Below are 16825 nucleotides of genomic sequence, written 5' to 3' on the forward strand. Positions count from 1 at the left end.
TTACGATATGTCCCACTTCGATTAGTGAAGCGCGTCGCTGTCCCGGACGGTGGCCCCGTGGGCGTTCCGTCTTCTCCTCGGACGAATATCGACGCCCGAGTACACGTCCAGCCACCGAGCGCGTCAACGCGGGACCGAACGAGCGACCGGCGATGCGCAGCCTCGGTCGTCCCCGTCCGACCGTCGACCGGCGTCATCGCGTACGGACGGGAACCGATCCGATACGTTCCGATGACAGTAACCAAACGTGACAGATAAGGTAGGGGTTGATGTGATTCGACGGTGCCCGAAAGACTATGGAACGGCGACGGTTCATCGCAGCGACCGGGATCGGGATCGGATTTGCCGGATGTCTGAGCGCGGGACAGGACGACGAGGATGCGGAGAACGGGACGACCGAGAATGGGACAGACGGCGACGGTGGAGTGACCAGCGAATCGAACGGTGAGGCCGACGACGGGGGCGACGTCGACGGAGCGACCGAGGGAGATGAGGTGAACGACGGCGAAACCGACGCGGACGACGAGGGCGGAGACGGCGACGAAACGGGGGACGAAGACGAATCGACGGTTCCGGCTACGTTCGAGGTCGCGTCGATGGCGACGAACTCCCCCGTCGGGGGCGGGGAACTGCTCGTCGTCGACGCCACCATCGAGAACGTCGGCGACGAAACGGGGACGACCGACATCGAACTCGTCGTCGGGCACAGCCCCGCCGTCGAGGACAGGGAGATGCTGACCCTCGAGCCCGGCCAGTCCGCCGAGATCACCCTCGAGTTCCGCGCGGGCGAGCCCGCCGGCGAGACGGAGGAGTTCCCCGTCCGGGTCGACACGGGGGCGCACGAGGTCAGCCGAACTGTCGTGGTCGAGGCGGACGGAGGCGGAGGCGAGCCGAGCGCGACGTTCGAATCCTGCAGCCGCGCGGCGGTCAGCGGGCGCTTCGAGGACGGCGACGTGGCCTTCGCGAGCACCGGATTCTACGACGAGGCGGGGTTCGGAAATACGCTCATCGAGGACGGGATCACGTTCGGCGACGACGTGGATGCGCCGTTTTCGGGAACGGTCGTCTTCGAGCTCGCGGACGACGGCGGCGTCTCGACCGGGAGGGACGAAATCGTCGTCTCCGTTTCCGAGTACGGCGAGTACGGTACCGCCATCACCGGCCTGACGACCGAAGAGGACGACTACGTCGGCGGCGGAATCACGCACTCGAATCCCCACGCGGAGGGGTGTCTCCGGGAGTTCGAAGCCGAGTGGGAGGACAGCACCGGGGGTGGTGGAGAACCGACGCCCGCGACGTTCGAGGTCGCGTCGATGGCGACGAACTCCCCCGTGGGAGGCGGCGAACTGCTCGTCGTCGACGCCACCATCGAGAACGTCGGTGACGAGACGGGGACGACCGACATCGAACTCGTCGTCGGGCACAGCCCCGCCGTCGAGGACAGGGAGATGCTGACCCTCGAGCCCGGCCAGTCCGCCGAGATCACCCTCGAGTTCCGCGCGGGCGAGCCCGCCGGCGAGACGGAGGAGTTCCCCGTCCGGGTGGATACGGGCGCCCACGAGGCGTCCGAAACGGTGACCGTGGAGGGATAGGCTCTAGGAGGTGGGTTCGATCGCGGGCGCTCGCCCGACCACCGCTTGCGGTGGCGCTAACTGTCCCGATCACGAACGGCGCGTATGGACGTCGCGATCGTCACCGTGGGCGACGAGTTGCTCTCCGGAGAGACGACCGATACGAACGCATCGTGGCTCGCCTCACAGATCACCGATCGCGGGGCGATCGTCCGCCGGATCCTGACGATCCCGGACGACCGCGACCTCATCGCCGACGCGGTCGCCGACTGGCACGACGAGTTCGACGCCGTCGTGGTCACCGGCGGTATCGGCGGCACGCCGGACGACGTCACCCTCGAGGCGGTCGCCGACGCCCTCGGGCGCGAGTACGTCGTCCACGAAGGGATCCGCGACGCGCTCCGGGAGAAGGCGGCCCGGTTCCGCGAGAAGAACCCCGAACTCGTCTCGGAGTACGACCTCCGGCTCGACGTCGACGCTGCGTCGTCGATCCCCGAGGGAGCGACGCCGATCTCGGTCGACGAGGGGTGGGCGCCGGGCGCCGTCGTCGAGAACGTCTACGTCTTCGCCGGCATCCCGAACGAGATGAAGGCGATGTTCGCGCGGGTCGCCGACGAGTTCCGCGGCGACTCGACGGCGAAGACGCTCTACACCCCCGCGCCCGAGGGGGCCCTCCACGACGCGCTCGAGGGAGTCACGGAGCGATACGACGTCGCAGTGGGGAGCTATCCCCGGAGCGAGAACCGCCCCGGCCGCGTCCGGGTGTCGGCGACCGACGAACCGGTCGTCGAAGAGGCGGTCGAGTGGCTCCGAGAGCGGATCGAGACCGTCGAACCGCCGACGGAGTGATCCACCAGCCGTGGTCCGCGTCGCGCCAGCCGAGCGAACCCTGAACACCGGTACGGTATCACCGCTCGGGGACAGTGAAAATCGGCAGACAGTCACAGCTTCGCTGATTCTCGTTCTCGAAACGTGATGGGTCAATCCGTTCCTACCGATTCGGGCGGTCGGCGCGAGCGGCGATGAATCACGTTTCCGTGGGTTCCGTCGAGACGGGATCGCGGACCGATCGAGCGATCGGTGGCGGCGCCGGGGGCGTGTACGGATACCGTAGCGAACGCAACCGGATCGTACGCGCGAAGAACGGATCACGGGAGCGGACAGTCACGAGCACATGGCAGCGGGAAAGGATACCGGTAACGCAAGCCGTCTATACGTATTTGTGGTGGGTGCCGGTGATGGCGACACTCGTCGAACTCGACGTTCCAGCAGATCGGCTCGGATTCGCGCACACGTTCGATCGCGTCCCGACGTTCGAGTTCCGGATCGGGGGGATGATCGGCGACGCACCGCCGCTCGTCTGGGCGACGGGACCGGATCGGGAGACCCTCCACGAGACGTTCGAGACCGATCCGTCCGTCGACGTCATCGCGAGCCTCACGGACGGCACCGACGGCCAGTGGCTGTTCCGGCTCTCGTTCGACGACGACGTCAAACTGTTCCAGCAGATCGTCGCGGAGACCGACGGAGCGATCCTCGAGGCGCACGGCGAGTCCGGACGGTGGTCGACGACCCTGCTCTTTCACGACCACGAGGGCGTCTCGAGGTGTCACGAACGGTTCGCACGGTACGAGTTCGACGTCGAGGTGACGCGCGTGACGGCGAACGACGACCTCTCGGGCGGCTCGACGAGGCTGACCGAGACGCAGTACGAGACGATCCTCAAGGCCCACGAACTGGGCTACTTCGACGTTCCGCGGAAGGTGACTCTCAAGGAACTGGCGGCGGAACTCGACGTCTCCCACCAGGCGCTGTCCGAGCGCCTCCGTCGGTGCCACGCCGCGCTCGTCAGCGCGGAACTGTCGAACCGGATGGGACCGATGCGGATCGATCCGTGAACGACCGCTGACGACGCGTCGACACCGACTGCGCGACTCGAGTGGGAGGTAACACGGAGCCGTCGACGACTCTCGACCGACGTTTGATCGGAATATAACACTACTTGGGATTTTATTGCCACAATCGTACACTGTTATCCCCAAGTTAGTCGATTTTACGCCATCAGGTAGACTTATTACTGGATAGAACGATACTATCGATGTCGGCGTGCGCGCCGATGTATCGACGACTGAACATCCCTGTGAGTGCCGGTGGGAGACGGTCAGCACGAACCGTCAGCGCCGGGACGCACCGACCCCGTGCGTCCTGGTTCACTCATGCTCGATCGGCGTTGGGCGGCTACCCGTGGCTGTGTGGCCGCTCGACGGTCGGACAAAGACGCGACGGGCCGTCCACGGTGGACGCCGCACGTCGTCCCTCGTGCGATCGTCCCGAGAACGTTCCCGACGACGGCTCCCCCTCCGAATTCGGCCATTCCGTCGTCGATTCGAGGGAGTCGAACCGTCGTCCGAAAGCGACCATTTCTTCGCTCGACCCCGCACCGTCCCGATCGAACGATTCGGAGCGTCGCACAGTTTTATATATTGACCGTTGCCACTAGATGCAAAACCAATGGGTCTCGGTGACACCGTCTCGTCCGCCGACGAACGCGACCGCGCCGAGTCGTCACCGTCGACGACGGTGGACCCGAAACCCCTGTCGCGCGACGAAGTCTTCCACATTTTGCAAACGAGGCGACGACGCGACGTCCTGCGCTACCTCCGGGAGGCCGACGGTCCCGTCGAGTTGCGCGACCTCGCCGAACAGGTCGCCGCCTGGGAACACGGGACGACCGTCGACGGTCTCAGCTCCGGACAGCGCCAGCGCGTCTACATCTCCCTGTACCAATCCCACCTCCCGAAACTCGACAATCGCGGAATCGTCGCCTACGACAAAGACCGCGGAATCGTCGAGCGGCGACCGCGGGCGGCCGAACTCGATCGCTACCTCGAGGACTCGGTCGGTGACGAACGGTCCGACCCGTGGCCGCGGCGGTACGCCGGAGTGGTCGTCGCCTCCGGGGCGTTCGTCGGCGCCTCGGCGATCGAGGTGACCCCCCTCTCGGGGTCAGTTACGGCGTCGCTCGTCCTCGCGGCGTTCACGGCCGTGACGATCGGACACGTCCTGGATCGCGGACTCTGAGCGGACGCCGTCGGCGAGGGCTGAGTCCGGACGATGTGCCACCGAGGGCAGCGGCGCGGACGACGAACGGCGGTGCGACGACCGTCAATCGGCGCGGGATACCCGAACCGCCGCGTTCTCGTCCGTCGGTTCCTCGAGCGCACGGTGGGCGTAGAAGACCACCGAAAAGTCACGGGGACTGGGGATCGTACAGCCGAGCCAGCCGATCATCGCCGCCGTCATGATCGGTCGATCCGTCGGGACGGCCCCGACGAGGCCCAGTACCACGATCGGAAGGCCGAGGAACATCGGTGCGAGCGCCGCCAGCCGGAGGACTGTCGGTGACTCACGACCCGTGACTCGAGGCTCGACCATCGCCCACGGGACGCTCGCGAGTGCACCGACGACGTCTGATCGCCGGCGCCGACCCGGGAAGTACGCGATTTCGTAGTCGATTCCAGCGAACCGAAGGACGGCCACGTGGGCCGCCTCGTGTCCGAGCAGACCGACGAGTACCGCGAGCGAGAGCACACATCCGGCGACGACGACGTCCGTTCCGATCATGGTCGACTGACCCGAGCCCGACTCGATGCCGACGGTCGCGTGCCGTCCCGGTCGACGGTGGGCCCGGCTCGTGCGGTCGAATCGAACGACGCGGCTCGCTAATCGGTCGGGGTGCACGTGTGGACCCATTAAATCCCGGAACTGTCGTGGGCCGGCCAAGGGTTAAGTATCGTGGATGGGTATCACATACCATGCCACTCAGCGAAGCGCTCGAGTTCGGTCACGACGATCGGCGACGCATCTACGAGTACGTCGAACGCCACGGTGCGGTCGACCCGGAGTCGGTCCGAGCGGGGCTCGGCATCGATCCCAGCGGCTTTCGCCACCACGTCGCGATCCTCAAGCGCGACGACCGCCTCGAGGTGGACGACGGAAAGCTCCGGGTGACGATCGACGCCGGGGCGGAAGAGGAGTACGTCACGTCGGACCTCGAGTTCCGCATCCGACCCGCCCGACAGGAGGACCTCTCGGGCATCGTCGGCGCGATTCGGCAGGTGGCCGAGGAGCGAACCTACATCGAAGCCGAGACCGTCGCCGACGCCGTCGACCACGAGGAGGCGCTGTTGCGCCACAACGAGGTCGAGTCGCGGATGTTCTTCGTCGCCACCGTCGGCGCCGAGGTCGTCGGCTGGGTCCACCTCAACGCGCCTGAACTCGACAAGCTGAGCCACACCGCCGAACTCACCGTCGGGGTCGTAGAGGAGTACCGCGGCTACGGCATCGGCTCCCACCTGCTCTCGCGCGGCCTCGAGTGGGCCGCTTCGAACGGCTACGAGAGGGTCTACCAGAGCGTCCCGTCGACGAACGAGGAGGCCATCGCGTTCCTCGAGGCCCACGACTGGGAGACCGAGGCCGTCCGCGAGGACCACTACAAGATGAACGGCGACTACGTCGACGAGGTGATGATGGCGATCGACCTCTGATCGAACGCGAATCCCGATCGAACGCCGTCGTCTCCTCCCTCGGTCGCGTACCACCGTCGCCTCCTTCCCACTCGCAGATTTCCGTCCGGTACGGACGAGCTACCGAGAAGGGGAATCCGTCCGGACGCACACGAGCGCGACCTGATTTAGAACTTCTCGTCACCGATTCGCGCGGCCGATCGGCGTCTCCCCGTCGCGCGTGACCTGGATCGCACCGAACCCGCCCGGGAGCCGACTCGAGGAATCGAAAGGTAGTTTTCCCGGACGCCGGTACCGGGTACCATGCTCTCGATCGCGCTTGCCGGGAAGCCGAACGCCGGCAAGTCCACGTTCTACACCGCGGCGACCATGGCCGAGGTCGACGTCGCCAACTACCCGTTCACCACCATCGACGCGAACCGCGGCGTGAGCCACGTGCGCACCGTGTGTCCCTGCCTCGAGCGCGACGAGCGCTGCAACGCGGACAACTGCGAGGCCGGCAAGCGCTACGTCCCGATCGAACTGCTCGACGTGGCGGGGCTGGTCCCGGGCGCTCACGAGGGGAAGGGACTGGGCAACCAGTTCCTCGACGAACTGACGAACGCGGACGTCATCGTCAACGTCATCGACGCCTCCGGCGGGACGAACGCGAAGGGCGAACCCGTCGAGATCGGCGAGCACGACCCGCTCGAGGACATCGACTTCGTCGAAGAGGAGATGGACCTCTGGCTCGCGGGCATCATCGAACGAAACTGGGAGGGCGTCGAGCGCAAGTCCCGCTCGCCCGACTTCGACATCGACGACGTCCTCGCGGACATGCTTTCGGGCTTCGGCGCCTCGCCGACCCAGATCGCGACCGTCCTCCGGGACCTCGACTACCCCGAGGACCCGATCCAGTGGACCGACGACCTCCGCGAGGAACTCGCCCGAGACGTCCGCCGACGGACCAAGCCGATCGTCGTCGCCGCGAACAAGATCGACGTCGCCCCGCAGGAGAACGTCGAGAAGCTGCTCGAACTCGACAAACCCGTGATCCCGACCACCGCCGAGGGCGAACTCGCGCTCCGCCGGGCCGCCGAAGCCGACCTCGTCGACTACGATCCCGGCGACGAGACCCCCGAGATCTCCGGCGACGTTAGCGACGCCCAGCGCGAGGCGCTCGAGGACCTCGCGGAAACGATGGAGCGATGGGGCGGCACGGGCGTCCAGGCCGCCCTCGACTACGCCGTCTACGACCTGCTGGATCACATCACCGCCTACCCCGTGCAGGACGCCTCGAAGTGGTCCGACGGGAGCGGGAACGTCCTCCCCGACGCCTTCTTACTTCCGGAGGGGTCGACGCCCGTCGACCTCGCCTACGCCGTCCACACGGACATCGGCGAGGGCTACCTCCACGCCGTCAACGGCAAGACGAGTCGGGAAGTGAGCGACGGGTACCGACTCGAGGAGGGGGACGTGATCAAGATCGTGAGCACGAACTGATTGATCCACAATCAGTAGCGTGCTACTCGTCTTTCGGCGCGCCTTCGATCTGGCCGGCTTTCGGTCGGTGGCTCTCTCGTCGGTGAAGGTGCCGACATTCGCAACTCCCCCGAAAACGGTTAGACAAAATCAGGGAGCACACGAGCCAGGAAACGTGACGTCAGCCGATGTACCGCAGGTCGTCGTCCGTCGGTACGTCCATCTGCTGTTGCTGTTCCATCTCCTGGATCTTGCCGATGACCTCCTCCATCTCGTCGGCGCGCTCGTCGAGCGACTCGTACTCGAGGTCGAAGCCGAGGACCTCGGCGAGCACCTCGAGCACGGCCCGGGCGCTCTTGGGGTCGACGAGGTAGCCGCTGGTCTCGCCCATCAGGCACCTCGCCTCGAAGTCCCGGCGGGCGCCCAGGCCGAGCAAGAGGCCGCTCACGCCGACGATGCCGCCGGCGGGTTCGTTCTCGCGGAACTCGACGCCCACCCCCTCGAGCGGTTCGATCAGCGACTCGTCGCTGACGGCGCCGAGGACGGCGTACTCCTCGATGAGTTCGCCCGTGGGGACGCCCCCGAGGGCGTACAGCTCCGAAGCACCGAACTCCTCGGCCACGTCGAGGAAGGCGCTCGTCAGCACGTAGTGGCCGTCGTTCGTCTGCGCCTGGTGATCGCCGGTGAGAACGAGCAGGTCGCGACCGTCCGGAACGGACACCGCGTGCAGTTCCGCGCAGGTGAGTTCGGCCACGCCGTCCTCGATGGTAACCTGCGGCGGGAACTCCCGCGAGTAGACGCGACGAACGAGCGTGCTCTCGGCCTCGAGTTCCTCGAGCACGTGGTCGGCGGCCAACTTTCCGACGTGGCCGACGCCCGGTAATCCCTCGATCAACACGGGGTCGTCGAGGTCGGCCTCGGCCACTGCGTCGATCTCGAGTTCGTCCATATCGTATCAGCGGAGGCGACGCTTAAGAGCGCGTCGGTACTCGCCGTGAGAATCTTCCGGATCGAAGGGCGCGGGGGCGCTGTTCTCGGCGTCGGCGCCGCACTCGGGACAGGTCGACGAGAGGGTGTAGACCGGCCGCTCGTGCGCGTCGCGCCACGCCGAACAGACCCGGATGTCGGATTTCATGGACTCGGACGTCGGTTCGAACGCCGTCGATCGGGAGCGCTACTCCTCGTCGCTCCGGCGCTCGCGGTGGTACTCGCCGCTCCCGCCGTGTTCCTCGATGGCGGCGACCGCCCGCCGCGCGCTCTCCTCGAGCTGGGATTCGGCGGTCTTGTAATTGGGCGCCTGCACCTGAATCCGGTACTCCGGCGCACCGACGTAGGTCACGTCGAGGTCGACCTCCTCGGGGACCTCGCCGTTCCCTTCGGCCGCCGAGAGGGCCTCGCGGATGCCGTCGACGCCGGTGGGCGAGGGGTTCTCGAGGTCGACGTAGCCGGTGACGTTGACGTACGGTACCGAGACGTTCTCGCGGGCGGTCTCGACGATGGCGTCGACCTCATCGTCGTCGAGGTCGGTGTCCTCGAGGGCTTCGCGGCCGTGGATCGCGGCCTGCTTGAAGCCGTCGTAGAGGCTGCCGTGGACCGCGAGCAGTTCGTTCGCGATCGAGGTGTACTCCTCGTCGTCGACCTCGTCGCCGAAGGCCAGCGCCATCCAGTTGTCGGCCTTCTGCTCGTTTTTCCACTCCTGGATCTTATCGGAGCGCTGGTGGTCGTTGACGTCCTTCAGCGAGAGGTCGATCTGCTCGTGGCCCTCGTCGACGTCGAGCACCTTGCACACGACGATCTGGCCTTCGCGGACGTGATCGCGGACGTTCTTGATCCAGCCGCTCGCGACTTCGGAGATGTGGATCAGGCCGCGCTTGTCCCGATACTCCTCGAGATCGACGAAGACGCCGAAGTCCTCGATCTCGTCGATCTTGCCGACGACGAGTTCGCCGGGGTCGGGCCAGCCGCTGTATTTCATCGTGACTCGACGGTCTCGACGATCTCGTGTTCGATCTCGGCTTTGCCTCCCGTGGGGCGGGCGAGCGTCGTCCCGCAGACGGCGCAGGCGACCTCGCTCGAGGCCTTGCCGAAGACGATCTGTTCGTTCTCGCAGTCACCGCAGCGGACGCTGTAGAAGTTTCCTGCCATGGTGATCACTCCTGGAACTCGAGTCGTCCGGCGCGCCATCCCTCGCGGAGGTGGGCGCGACCGCACTCGCCGCAGCGGTACTTGAGGTCGGTCTTCTTGGTGGGCTTGTCCCCGCTCGGCACCTTCGAGAACTTGCCGCTGTTCCCGATGGTGGAGGTCTGGCGTCGCCGCTGTCGATCCGCGACCTTCTTCATCCCCGTCGAGCGGCCCGTCCGGACCTTCTCGACTTCGTGCTGGTGGTGTTCGTTACAGAACGGACAGTACGTATTGAACCGGCGTGGCATCTGCATGGGTAACTCTTGGAGTGGCCTAAGTGGGGCCCGGTTAAAACCCGTTTGGTTCGCCGTCGGCGGGAACGGGCACGCGCGCCGGGTCGACCACGGGTGGCAGTTGCACGAACCGAGATCGCGCGAACGACCGAGTTCGGCTGTGAACCGCCGGATACTTCCGAAATCGGACGGATCGAACGCTACCGCCCTTCGAAGTGTTTATTCACCCAACGGGCGAACCGGGAACCATGAAGAAGCTCATCATCTACGGCGACCCCGGGATCCGAAAGGGGGCGATCATCGAGCACGAGGGGGAGGAACTGGTCTGTTTCAGCATCAATCGCAACGGCGAGTACCACGGCCCCGACCGCGTCCAGCTGTGGTGTACCGTCGGCGAGGAGTCCGAGTACGAGGACTTCGAGACGCGCAACTACGTCCCCCACTTCCTCGAGGTCGACCACGCGGAGGCGGAGGACGTCGAGGTCGTCCGGCCGAAGGGCGACATCGCGGTCTGAAACGACGCGCTTCGTCCACAACTCCGACTCACCCCTTTTCACTCGTGTTGCGTTTCCCCGTTCGTCGTTCGATTGGACGGGTCGCCCCTCCAGCGGAACGATTCTCGCCGTTCCGTGTTCGTCTTCCGGGGGGACGCCTCTCGAGCGGGCTCGAACGAGCGGCTTCGCGCCGTCGGAGTGCGAAAGGCATACGGCCCAGCCGTCGACACGTGACGCTACGCACGGACCACCACCGATGACGAGCGATTCACTCTCCGAGGCGGTGCGGAGGCGCGCCGCGGCGCTGAGATCCCGCTCCCGCTTCAGGCAGTTCGCCGGCGTCGGACTCGTCGGCGCGTCGGTCGACAACGCCCTCCTCTATCTTCTGGTCGAGCACACGCTCCTCGGGCCCCTGGGCGCGAAGGTGGTCGCCTGGGAGGTGGCCATCGCGGCGGTCTTCGTCGTCAACGAGCGGTGGACGTTCGCCGACTACGGCGGAGCGACGGTGCGGTCGCTCTGGAGACGGTTCGCCCGCTCGAACCTCGTCCGCTTCGGCGGCTTTTGCGTCACGATGGCGGTGCTGTGGGCGCTGGTCTACGGCGCGAGCGTCTGGTACCTGCTGGCCAACGCGATCGGCATGCTCGTCGGCTTCTTCGTCAATTACGCGTGCGAAAGCCTGTACACCTGGCGCGTCCACCGCCACCCGTAGCGGCAAAACCCGCAGCAGAGACGGTGGTATGTCCCCGCACACCGTTCACCGAATCACAACCCTTAACTACCGAACCCGGTTACGAGGAAGTAGCGGGATGGGATAGCCAGGAGATTCCGGCGGGCTCATAACCCGCAGATCGGTAGTTCAAATCTACCTCCCGCTACTTTTCGACGCGAACAATACGAGGAGCAGAGCGACGAGTACCGTGAGCGTCGAAAAGTCGACGAGTAGCTTTGAAGTAGACAACGAGGGAGCGAAGCGACCGAAGTTGGCGTAGTTCAAATCTCCCTCCCGCTACACTTCTGCCGCGAGCAACACCGCGAAGGGGAATTATCTGTACAAGCTCCCACCCGCAGTTCCACCTACGCGGACCGGCTCGTCCACCAGACGCCGAGCATCGCGAGCGTGACGAGCGTAAACGCGATACCCGCCTGGTTCGGGATCGACAGCACGCCGGCGAACTCGTACTGGACCGTCGAACAGCCGCCGACCGAACAGTTCGCCGACGGGTTGAGCTGGAGCCACGAGTGGAAACTCGAGGCGGCCAGCCCGGTCACCGAGAACGGGAGGACGAGTCGGTAGAGGCCCGACGAACGGGTGAGGGCGGCGTAGCCGAGGATCAGGGGGAGCGGGTACATCGCGATTCGCTGGTACCAGCAGAGTTCGCAGGGGAGGAGGTTCATCACCTCGCTGTAGTAGAGGCTGCCGGCGGTCGCGACCGATGCGACGACGAATGCGGCGACGAAGAACGCCGCGGAGCGACCGCGACGGACGGCGAGCGAACGGGGCAGCGCGCGGCGGAGCGGGTGCGTGGACATTGCGGTTCGACCTCGGGGAGGGTGTTCAGTCCGAACCTGTAGCGGCGACGGGATAAAGCCACCCATCCGTGCTACCGACCGGCCCGCGGAGGTGGGCCCGACCTGAGGAGGTGGGTTCGAAGGAGCGACCGAGAGCGATCGGCCAGTAACCGGGACGCGCGCTAGTCGCGCTCGTCGTGGCCGAATCGGTGGCAGGCGATGGTGTGTCGCGTTCGTCCGTCCGTCTCCACGGCGTACTCGTCCTCGACCGAGCGCAGCGTCGGACATCGTCGCTCGCACGGGGTGGCGAAGGCGTCGGCGAGCAGGCGGGACGCCGCGTCCACCTCCCCCGCCGCGAGGGTTTCGAGCGCCTCGAGGAGCGCCGCTTCGGCGTCCGGATCGGGAAGCGGGTCGGGGATTTCGAACGCCGCCCTGATCGACGCCGGGTCGTCGACGTCGTCCCGGCCCGGCCTCGAGTCAGCTTCCTCGAGTCGCTTCCGAAGCCGGAGCACGCCGCGAAAGTCGCGGGGATCGAGGTCGAACGAGTCGGGCGGGATCACCCGGTGACAGCGCGTGTGGAACGGACAGCCGGCGGGCGGGTCGGTCGGAGAGGGGACGGTTCCCTCGAGGACGATGCGGTCGCCCTCCCAGAGCGGGTCGGGTTCGGGAATCGCGGAGACCAGCGCCTCGGTGTAGGGGTGTGAGGGGTCCGCGAACACCGCCTCGGTCGGGCCGACCTCGACGAGTTCGCCGAGGTACATCACCGCGATCCGATCGGCGACGTGCTCGACGACTGAGAGGTCGTGGGAGATGAACAGCAGGGTGAGGTCGAACGCCTCCTGAAGGTCGGCGAGCAGGGCGAGGATCTCGGCCTGCACCGAGGGGTCGAGCGCCGAGACGGGTTCGTCGCAGACGAGGACCGAGGGTTCGACCGCGAGCGATCGCGCGATGGCGACCCGCTGTCGCTGGCCGCCGGAGAGTTCGCTCGGGTAGCGGTTCGCGTGTGCCGCCTCGAGGCCGACGGCCTCGAGCAGTTCTCGAACCCGCCGGTCGCGATCGGTTCTCGAGTCCGCGACGTCGTGAATCTCGAGCGCCTCGCCGACGATATCGCCGACGGTCAGCCGCGGGTTCAGGCTCGCGAGGGGATTCTGGAAGACGTACTGTAGCTCCGTGCGTCGCGCCCGGAGCGCGCTGTCCGAGAGCGCGGTCAGGTCGTCGTCGCGGTAGGTGACCGATCCGGCCGTTGGCTCCACCAGGTGAACGAGCAACCGGCCGAGCGTGGTCTTCCCGCAGCCGCTCTCGCCGACGAGTCCGAGCGTCTCGCCCTCGTAGATCTCGAGGTCGACGTCGGCGACCGCGCGAACCCGTTCGGCCCGATGCAACAGCCGATCGAGGAGTCCGTCGGCCGTCGAGTACTCCTTTTCGAGTCCCTCGGCGCGAAGCAGCGGGGTTGACCGTCCGTCGGTCACGTCGCTCGAGTCACTCACGTTGCTCACCTCCCCGTGCGCCGTCGCGTCCCTCCTGGCGTTCGTCTCGACCCTGTCGACCCGGTTCGTCTCGAATCACGACGTCGTACCCGAGACCGTCCTCGAGGTCCCCGGTGTGCTCGAGGCAGGCGGCGAGGTGGCCGTCTGTGTGCTCGAGAGACGACCGGTTCGTCGCGTCGGATCCGACGTCCACGTCGACCAGTTCGGGGTCTCGACGGGCGCAGATCGGTTCGGCGTACGGACAGCGCGGATGGAACCGACAGCCCGTCGGCGGGTCGATCGGGTCGGGCGCCCGTCCTGGAATCGTCGGCAGGCGACGGCGACCGTCGCCAATTCGTGGGATCGACGCCAGGAGGCCGGCCGTGTAGGGGTGGGACGGGTCGTAGAACACGTCCTCGGCAGTCCCCCGCTCGACGATCCGACCGGCGTACAGCACCGCGACGCGGTCGCACAGGGCGGCGACGACCCCGAGGTCGTGGGTCACGAGCTGAATCGCCGTCTCGAATTCGTCGGCCACCTCCGAGAGGAGTTCGAGTAGCTGCGCCTGGAGCGTCACGTCCAGCCCGGTCGTCGGCTCGTCGCAGATCAGGAGGTCCGGCTCGCAGGAGAGCGCCATCGCGATCAGGACTCGCTGGTTCAATCCGCCGGAGAGCTCGTGGGGGTAGGCCGCGTAGCGGGCGTCCGGATCCGGGACGCCGACGGCCTCGAGCAGGTCGATCGTTCGCGCTCGCGCTTCCTCCCGGTCCGCGTCCTCGTGTGCACGGATCCGCTCTGCGATCTGTTCTCCGACGGTGAACGTCGAATTGAGGGCGGATTCGGTGTCCTGAAAGACCATCCCGACGCGCGTGCCGCGGTACTCGCGAAGCTCCGCGGGGGAGAGCGCGAGCACGTCGCGGCCGTCGAACCGGATCTCGCCGTCGACGATCTTCCCGTTCCGGTCGAGCAACCGGAGCAGGGCGAGGCTGGCGGCGCTCTTGCCGGCGCCGCTCTCGCCCACGAGACCGAAGACGTCACCGCGTTCGATCCGGTAGCTGACGCCGTCGACGGCCCGTACCGGCCCACCTTCGGTTCGATACTCCACGACCAGGTCGTCGACCTCGAGCAGCGCCATCAGCGGAGCCTCCGTTTCTCGGTTTCGGGGTTGGATCGCCCGGTCCCGTCCTGGAGCGCGTCGCCGGCGGCGTCGCCGACCAGGTTGATCGCCAGCACGAACAGGAAGATCGCGAGCCCGGGGAAGACGGTGACGTGCCAGTGCCCCCGGACGAGCGACTCGCGACCGCTGGCGAGCATCGTTCCCCACTCGGGCGTGCCTGGCTCGAGACCGAGGCCGAGGAAGCCGAGCGCGGCGGCCGCGAGCACGATGGTCCCCACGTTGAGCGTCGCTTGCACGAGCACCGGCGCGAGGGCGTTGGGAACGACGTGTACGGCGAGGATCCGCCGATCCGTGGCGCCGAGCGACCGGGCCGCGAGGACGTACTCGCGCTCGGTGATTGAGAGTACCTCCCCGCGGATCAGTCGGGCGTAGCCGAGCCATCCCGTCACGACGAGGGCGAAGATCAGGTTCCAGAAGCCCGAGCCGAGAACGGCGACGAGCGCGATCGCGAGCACGAGGAAGGGGAACGCGTAGAGCGTGTCGACGAGGCGCATGCAGAGTTCGTCGATCCACCCGCCGTAGTAGCCGGCGACGGCGCCGACGGGGATCCCGACCGCGAGGGCCAGCCCGACGGCGAGGAGGCCGATGCTCAGACTGTAGCGAGCGCCGACGAGCACGCGCGAGAACACGTCGCGGCCGGCGGCGTCGGTCCCGAACGGGTGGCGCCACGCCGCCGGCTTCCAGAACTGCGCCTCCCACGGCGCGTGGAGCGTCGGGGGTTCGTACGCCGGGCCGACGTAGCGCGCGGTCGGATCGTGCGGGGCCAGCGAGAACGGCTGAACGGTGACGGTGTAGCCCATCGTCGACACCTCGAGGGGGCGAGCGAAGAGTGCGAGGAGCGCCATCGTACCGACGACCAGGAGCGCGATCGTCGCCGCTCGATTGGAGCGAAACCGACGCCAGGTTCGCTCGAGCCGAGGCCGAGACCGGTACGACGGCCGGTCCGGATCGGTTCTCCGATGGTCGCCGACCGTGGTTCCGTCGGCGGTTCCGTGATCGCCCCCGTCACGAACGTCTGCGGTATCGCGCCGGTGATCCGCTTCACTCTCCCGGCCGACGTGGGTGTCCGCATCGCCCTCGTGATCGACGAGGGCGTCAACGTCACTCTCGTACCCGACGATCCGGATTCGGCCGCGCGCTCGAGTCGGCGAACGCGCCGAGGACGAACGCCGGTCGGAGTCGCGGTTCTGGCCCGTCATCGTTCGTTGTCGTATCGGATTCGCGGATCGAGGAGGGCGTAGACGAGGTCGACGAGGAGGTTCGCGAGGACGACCGCGACGCCGAAGACGAGGACGGCGAGCTGGATCGTCGGGACGTCGCGCCGGGAGACCGACCGGACGAGCAGTCGGCCCATCCCCGGCCAGGAGAACACCTGTTCGACGACGATCGCCCCGTCGACGAGGAACGCCAGCTGCAATCCGGCCACCGTGACGACCGCGATCGACGCGTTCCGAAGGACGTGCTTGCCGATCACGGTCCGCTCGGGGAGCCCTTTCGCGCGGGCGGTCCGGACGTAGTCCGCGTCGAGTTCGCGCAGCATCGACGAGCGAAGGAGGCGCATCACGATCGCCGCGGAGGCGGTTCCGAGGGTGATCGTCGGCAGGATCAGAAATCGGACCGTCTCGACGCTCCACAGCGGTGCGTCGGGCGGGATGACGCGCACCCAGTTCAGGTGGACGCCGAAGATCAGCAGCAGGACGAGACCGAGCCAGAAGTTCGGCGTCGCCACGCCGGCGAGGGCCGCCACGCGGCTGACGTCGTCTGCGGGTTCACCGGGACGGACGGCCGCGACGATTCCCGCCGGTATCCCGATGACGAGCGAGAGCGCCCAGGCGGCGGACCCGAGGATCAGCGTGCGCGGAAGTCGATCGGCGATCTCGCCGCCGACGGACCGGCCGGTCACGGGCGAGGTGCCGAACTCGAGGACGAGCACGTCCCGAAGCCACAGGAGGTACTGCTCGTGGAGCGGACGGTCGAGCGCGTACTCCGCCCGGATCGCCTCCCGGAGTTCGGCGTCGCCGGCGGCGGTCCCCCCGCTCAGCACGTCGACGGCGTCGCCCGGCAGCAGGTGGACGAACGAAAACGTCAGTACCGATACCCCGAACAGGACGGGGATCGCCAGCAGCAGCCGTTTGATCGCGTATCGTCGGAGGGACATCGGTGTCGGTCTCGGTTCGGCGCCGGTCTCGATAGGTGCCGGTATCAGTGTA

Annotated in this window: 19 protein-coding genes and 1 tRNA gene; 9 read left to right on the forward strand and 11 right to left on the reverse strand. The window is 67.1% G+C overall.

The features are described 5' to 3' along the window. Window positions 1-296 precede the first annotated feature (296 nt). The 4 genes from RJT68_RS11030 (at window position 297) to RJT68_RS11045 (ending at window position 4652) form a co-directional block, all read left to right on the forward strand. Window positions 297-1592, forward strand: a complete 1296-nt coding sequence (locus RJT68_RS11030; RefSeq protein ID WP_407036610.1) for a hypothetical protein — start codon at window positions 297-299, stop codon at window positions 1590-1592. Between the two features lie 84 nt (window positions 1593-1676). Then, window positions 1677-2420 (forward strand): competence/damage-inducible protein A, encoded by a 744-nt coding sequence (locus RJT68_RS11035; RefSeq protein WP_407036611.1) that lies wholly within the window; start codon window positions 1677-1679, stop codon window positions 2418-2420. Between the two features lie 389 nt (window positions 2421-2809). Further along, complete coding sequence (locus tag RJT68_RS11040; RefSeq protein WP_407036612.1) at window positions 2810-3469, forward strand: helix-turn-helix domain-containing protein; 660 nt, start codon at window positions 2810-2812, stop codon at window positions 3467-3469. 613 nt (window positions 3470-4082) lie between these two features. Next, window positions 4083-4652 (forward strand): DUF7344 domain-containing protein, encoded by a 570-nt coding sequence (locus RJT68_RS11045; protein ID WP_407036613.1) that lies wholly within the window; start codon window positions 4083-4085, stop codon window positions 4650-4652. 84 nt (window positions 4653-4736) lie between these two features. On the opposite strand, the gene RJT68_RS11050 is transcribed toward RJT68_RS11045, so the two are convergent. Next, on the reverse strand, window positions 4737-5195 hold the full coding sequence (locus RJT68_RS11050) for a hypothetical protein (RefSeq protein ID WP_407036614.1): 459 nt from the start codon (window positions 5193-5195) through the stop codon (window positions 4737-4739). A gap of 191 nt (window positions 5196-5386) precedes the next feature. Between RJT68_RS11050 and RJT68_RS11055 the strand changes: the two genes are divergently transcribed. Next, window positions 5387-6118 carry a GNAT family N-acetyltransferase gene (locus tag RJT68_RS11055; protein ID WP_407036615.1) on the forward strand — a complete coding sequence of 244 codons (732 nt, stop codon included), beginning with the start codon at window positions 5387-5389 and terminating at the stop codon, window positions 6116-6118. Window positions 6119-6400: 282 nt separating this feature from the next. After that, entirely contained in the window at window positions 6401-7579 is a 1179-nt protein-coding gene (locus RJT68_RS11060; protein WP_407036616.1) for a redox-regulated ATPase YchF, read from the forward strand. Between the two features lie 160 nt (window positions 7580-7739). On the opposite strand, the gene RJT68_RS11065 is transcribed toward RJT68_RS11060, so the two are convergent. The 5 genes from RJT68_RS11065 to RJT68_RS11085 are packed head-to-tail and all read right to left on the reverse strand — an operon-like array spanning window position 7740 to window position 9993. Continuing rightward, the gene (locus tag RJT68_RS11065; RefSeq protein ID WP_407036617.1) at window positions 7740-8507 is read right to left on the reverse strand and encodes a proteasome assembly chaperone family protein; all 768 of its coding nucleotides are present in this window, start codon (window positions 8505-8507) and stop codon (window positions 7740-7742) included. Window positions 8508-8513: 6 nt separating this feature from the next. Beyond that, window positions 8514-8693 carry an RNA-protein complex protein Nop10 gene (locus RJT68_RS11070; protein ID WP_407036618.1) on the reverse strand — a complete coding sequence of 60 codons (180 nt, stop codon included), beginning with the start codon at window positions 8691-8693 and terminating at the stop codon, window positions 8514-8516. A gap of 39 nt (window positions 8694-8732) precedes the next feature. Beyond that, window positions 8733-9533: a translation initiation factor IF-2 subunit alpha gene (locus tag RJT68_RS11075; RefSeq protein ID WP_407036619.1), complete on the reverse strand. Its 801-nt coding sequence runs from the start codon at window positions 9531-9533 to the stop codon at window positions 8733-8735. Beyond that, window positions 9530-9703, reverse strand: coding sequence for a 30S ribosomal protein S27e (locus RJT68_RS11080; RefSeq protein WP_407036620.1), 174 nt, complete (start codon window positions 9701-9703; stop codon window positions 9530-9532). Before RJT68_RS11080 ends, RJT68_RS11075 begins: the two co-directional genes overlap by 4 nt. A gap of 5 nt (window positions 9704-9708) precedes the next feature. After that, window positions 9709-9993, reverse strand: a complete 285-nt coding sequence (locus RJT68_RS11085) for a 50S ribosomal protein L44e (RefSeq protein WP_407036621.1) — start codon at window positions 9991-9993, stop codon at window positions 9709-9711. A gap of 227 nt (window positions 9994-10220) precedes the next feature. Here RJT68_RS11085 and RJT68_RS11090 point away from each other — a divergent pair, with 227 nt between their 5' ends. The 3 genes from RJT68_RS11090 to RJT68_RS11100 all read left to right on the forward strand — a co-directional run bounded on the left by RJT68_RS11090 (window position 10221) and on the right by RJT68_RS11100 (window position 11341). Further along, window positions 10221-10487: an HAH_0734 family protein gene (locus RJT68_RS11090; RefSeq protein ID WP_407036622.1), complete on the forward strand. Its 267-nt coding sequence runs from the start codon at window positions 10221-10223 to the stop codon at window positions 10485-10487. Between the two features lie 235 nt (window positions 10488-10722). Further along, on the forward strand, window positions 10723-11175 hold the full coding sequence (locus tag RJT68_RS11095; RefSeq protein ID WP_407036623.1) for a GtrA family protein: 453 nt from the start codon (window positions 10723-10725) through the stop codon (window positions 11173-11175). Window positions 11176-11266: 91 nt separating this feature from the next. Next, window positions 11267-11341, forward strand: a tRNA-Met gene (locus RJT68_RS11100). A 199-nt stretch (window positions 11342-11540) separates the two neighbouring features. Here RJT68_RS11100 and RJT68_RS11105 read toward each other — a convergent pair. From RJT68_RS11105 to RJT68_RS11125, 5 genes are all read right to left on the reverse strand, one after another. After that, on the reverse strand, window positions 11541-11996 hold the full coding sequence (locus RJT68_RS11105; protein WP_407036624.1) for a disulfide bond formation protein B: 456 nt from the start codon (window positions 11994-11996) through the stop codon (window positions 11541-11543). 161 nt (window positions 11997-12157) lie between these two features. Further along, window positions 12158-13444 (reverse strand): ABC transporter ATP-binding protein, encoded by a 1287-nt coding sequence (locus tag RJT68_RS11110; RefSeq protein WP_407040360.1) that lies wholly within the window; start codon window positions 13442-13444, stop codon window positions 12158-12160. 10 nt (window positions 13445-13454) lie between these two features. Beyond that, a complete protein-coding gene (locus tag RJT68_RS11115) occupies window positions 13455-14573 on the reverse strand; it encodes an ABC transporter ATP-binding protein (RefSeq protein ID WP_407036625.1) in 1119 nt (372 codons plus the stop codon). Beyond that, window positions 14573-15814: an ABC transporter permease gene (locus RJT68_RS11120; RefSeq protein WP_407036626.1), complete on the reverse strand. Its 1242-nt coding sequence runs from the start codon at window positions 15812-15814 to the stop codon at window positions 14573-14575. Before RJT68_RS11120 ends, RJT68_RS11115 begins: the two co-directional genes overlap by 1 nt. Next, the gene (locus RJT68_RS11125; protein WP_407036627.1) at window positions 15811-16773 is read right to left on the reverse strand and encodes an ABC transporter permease; all 963 of its coding nucleotides are present in this window, start codon (window positions 16771-16773) and stop codon (window positions 15811-15813) included. Before RJT68_RS11125 ends, RJT68_RS11120 begins: the two co-directional genes overlap by 4 nt. Window positions 16774-16825: the final 52 nt, after the last annotated feature.

It is taken from the genome of Halovalidus salilacus, assembly GCF_031852275.1.
Lineage (GTDB): Archaea > Halobacteriota > Halobacteria > Halobacteriales > Natrialbaceae > Halovalidus > Halovalidus salilacus.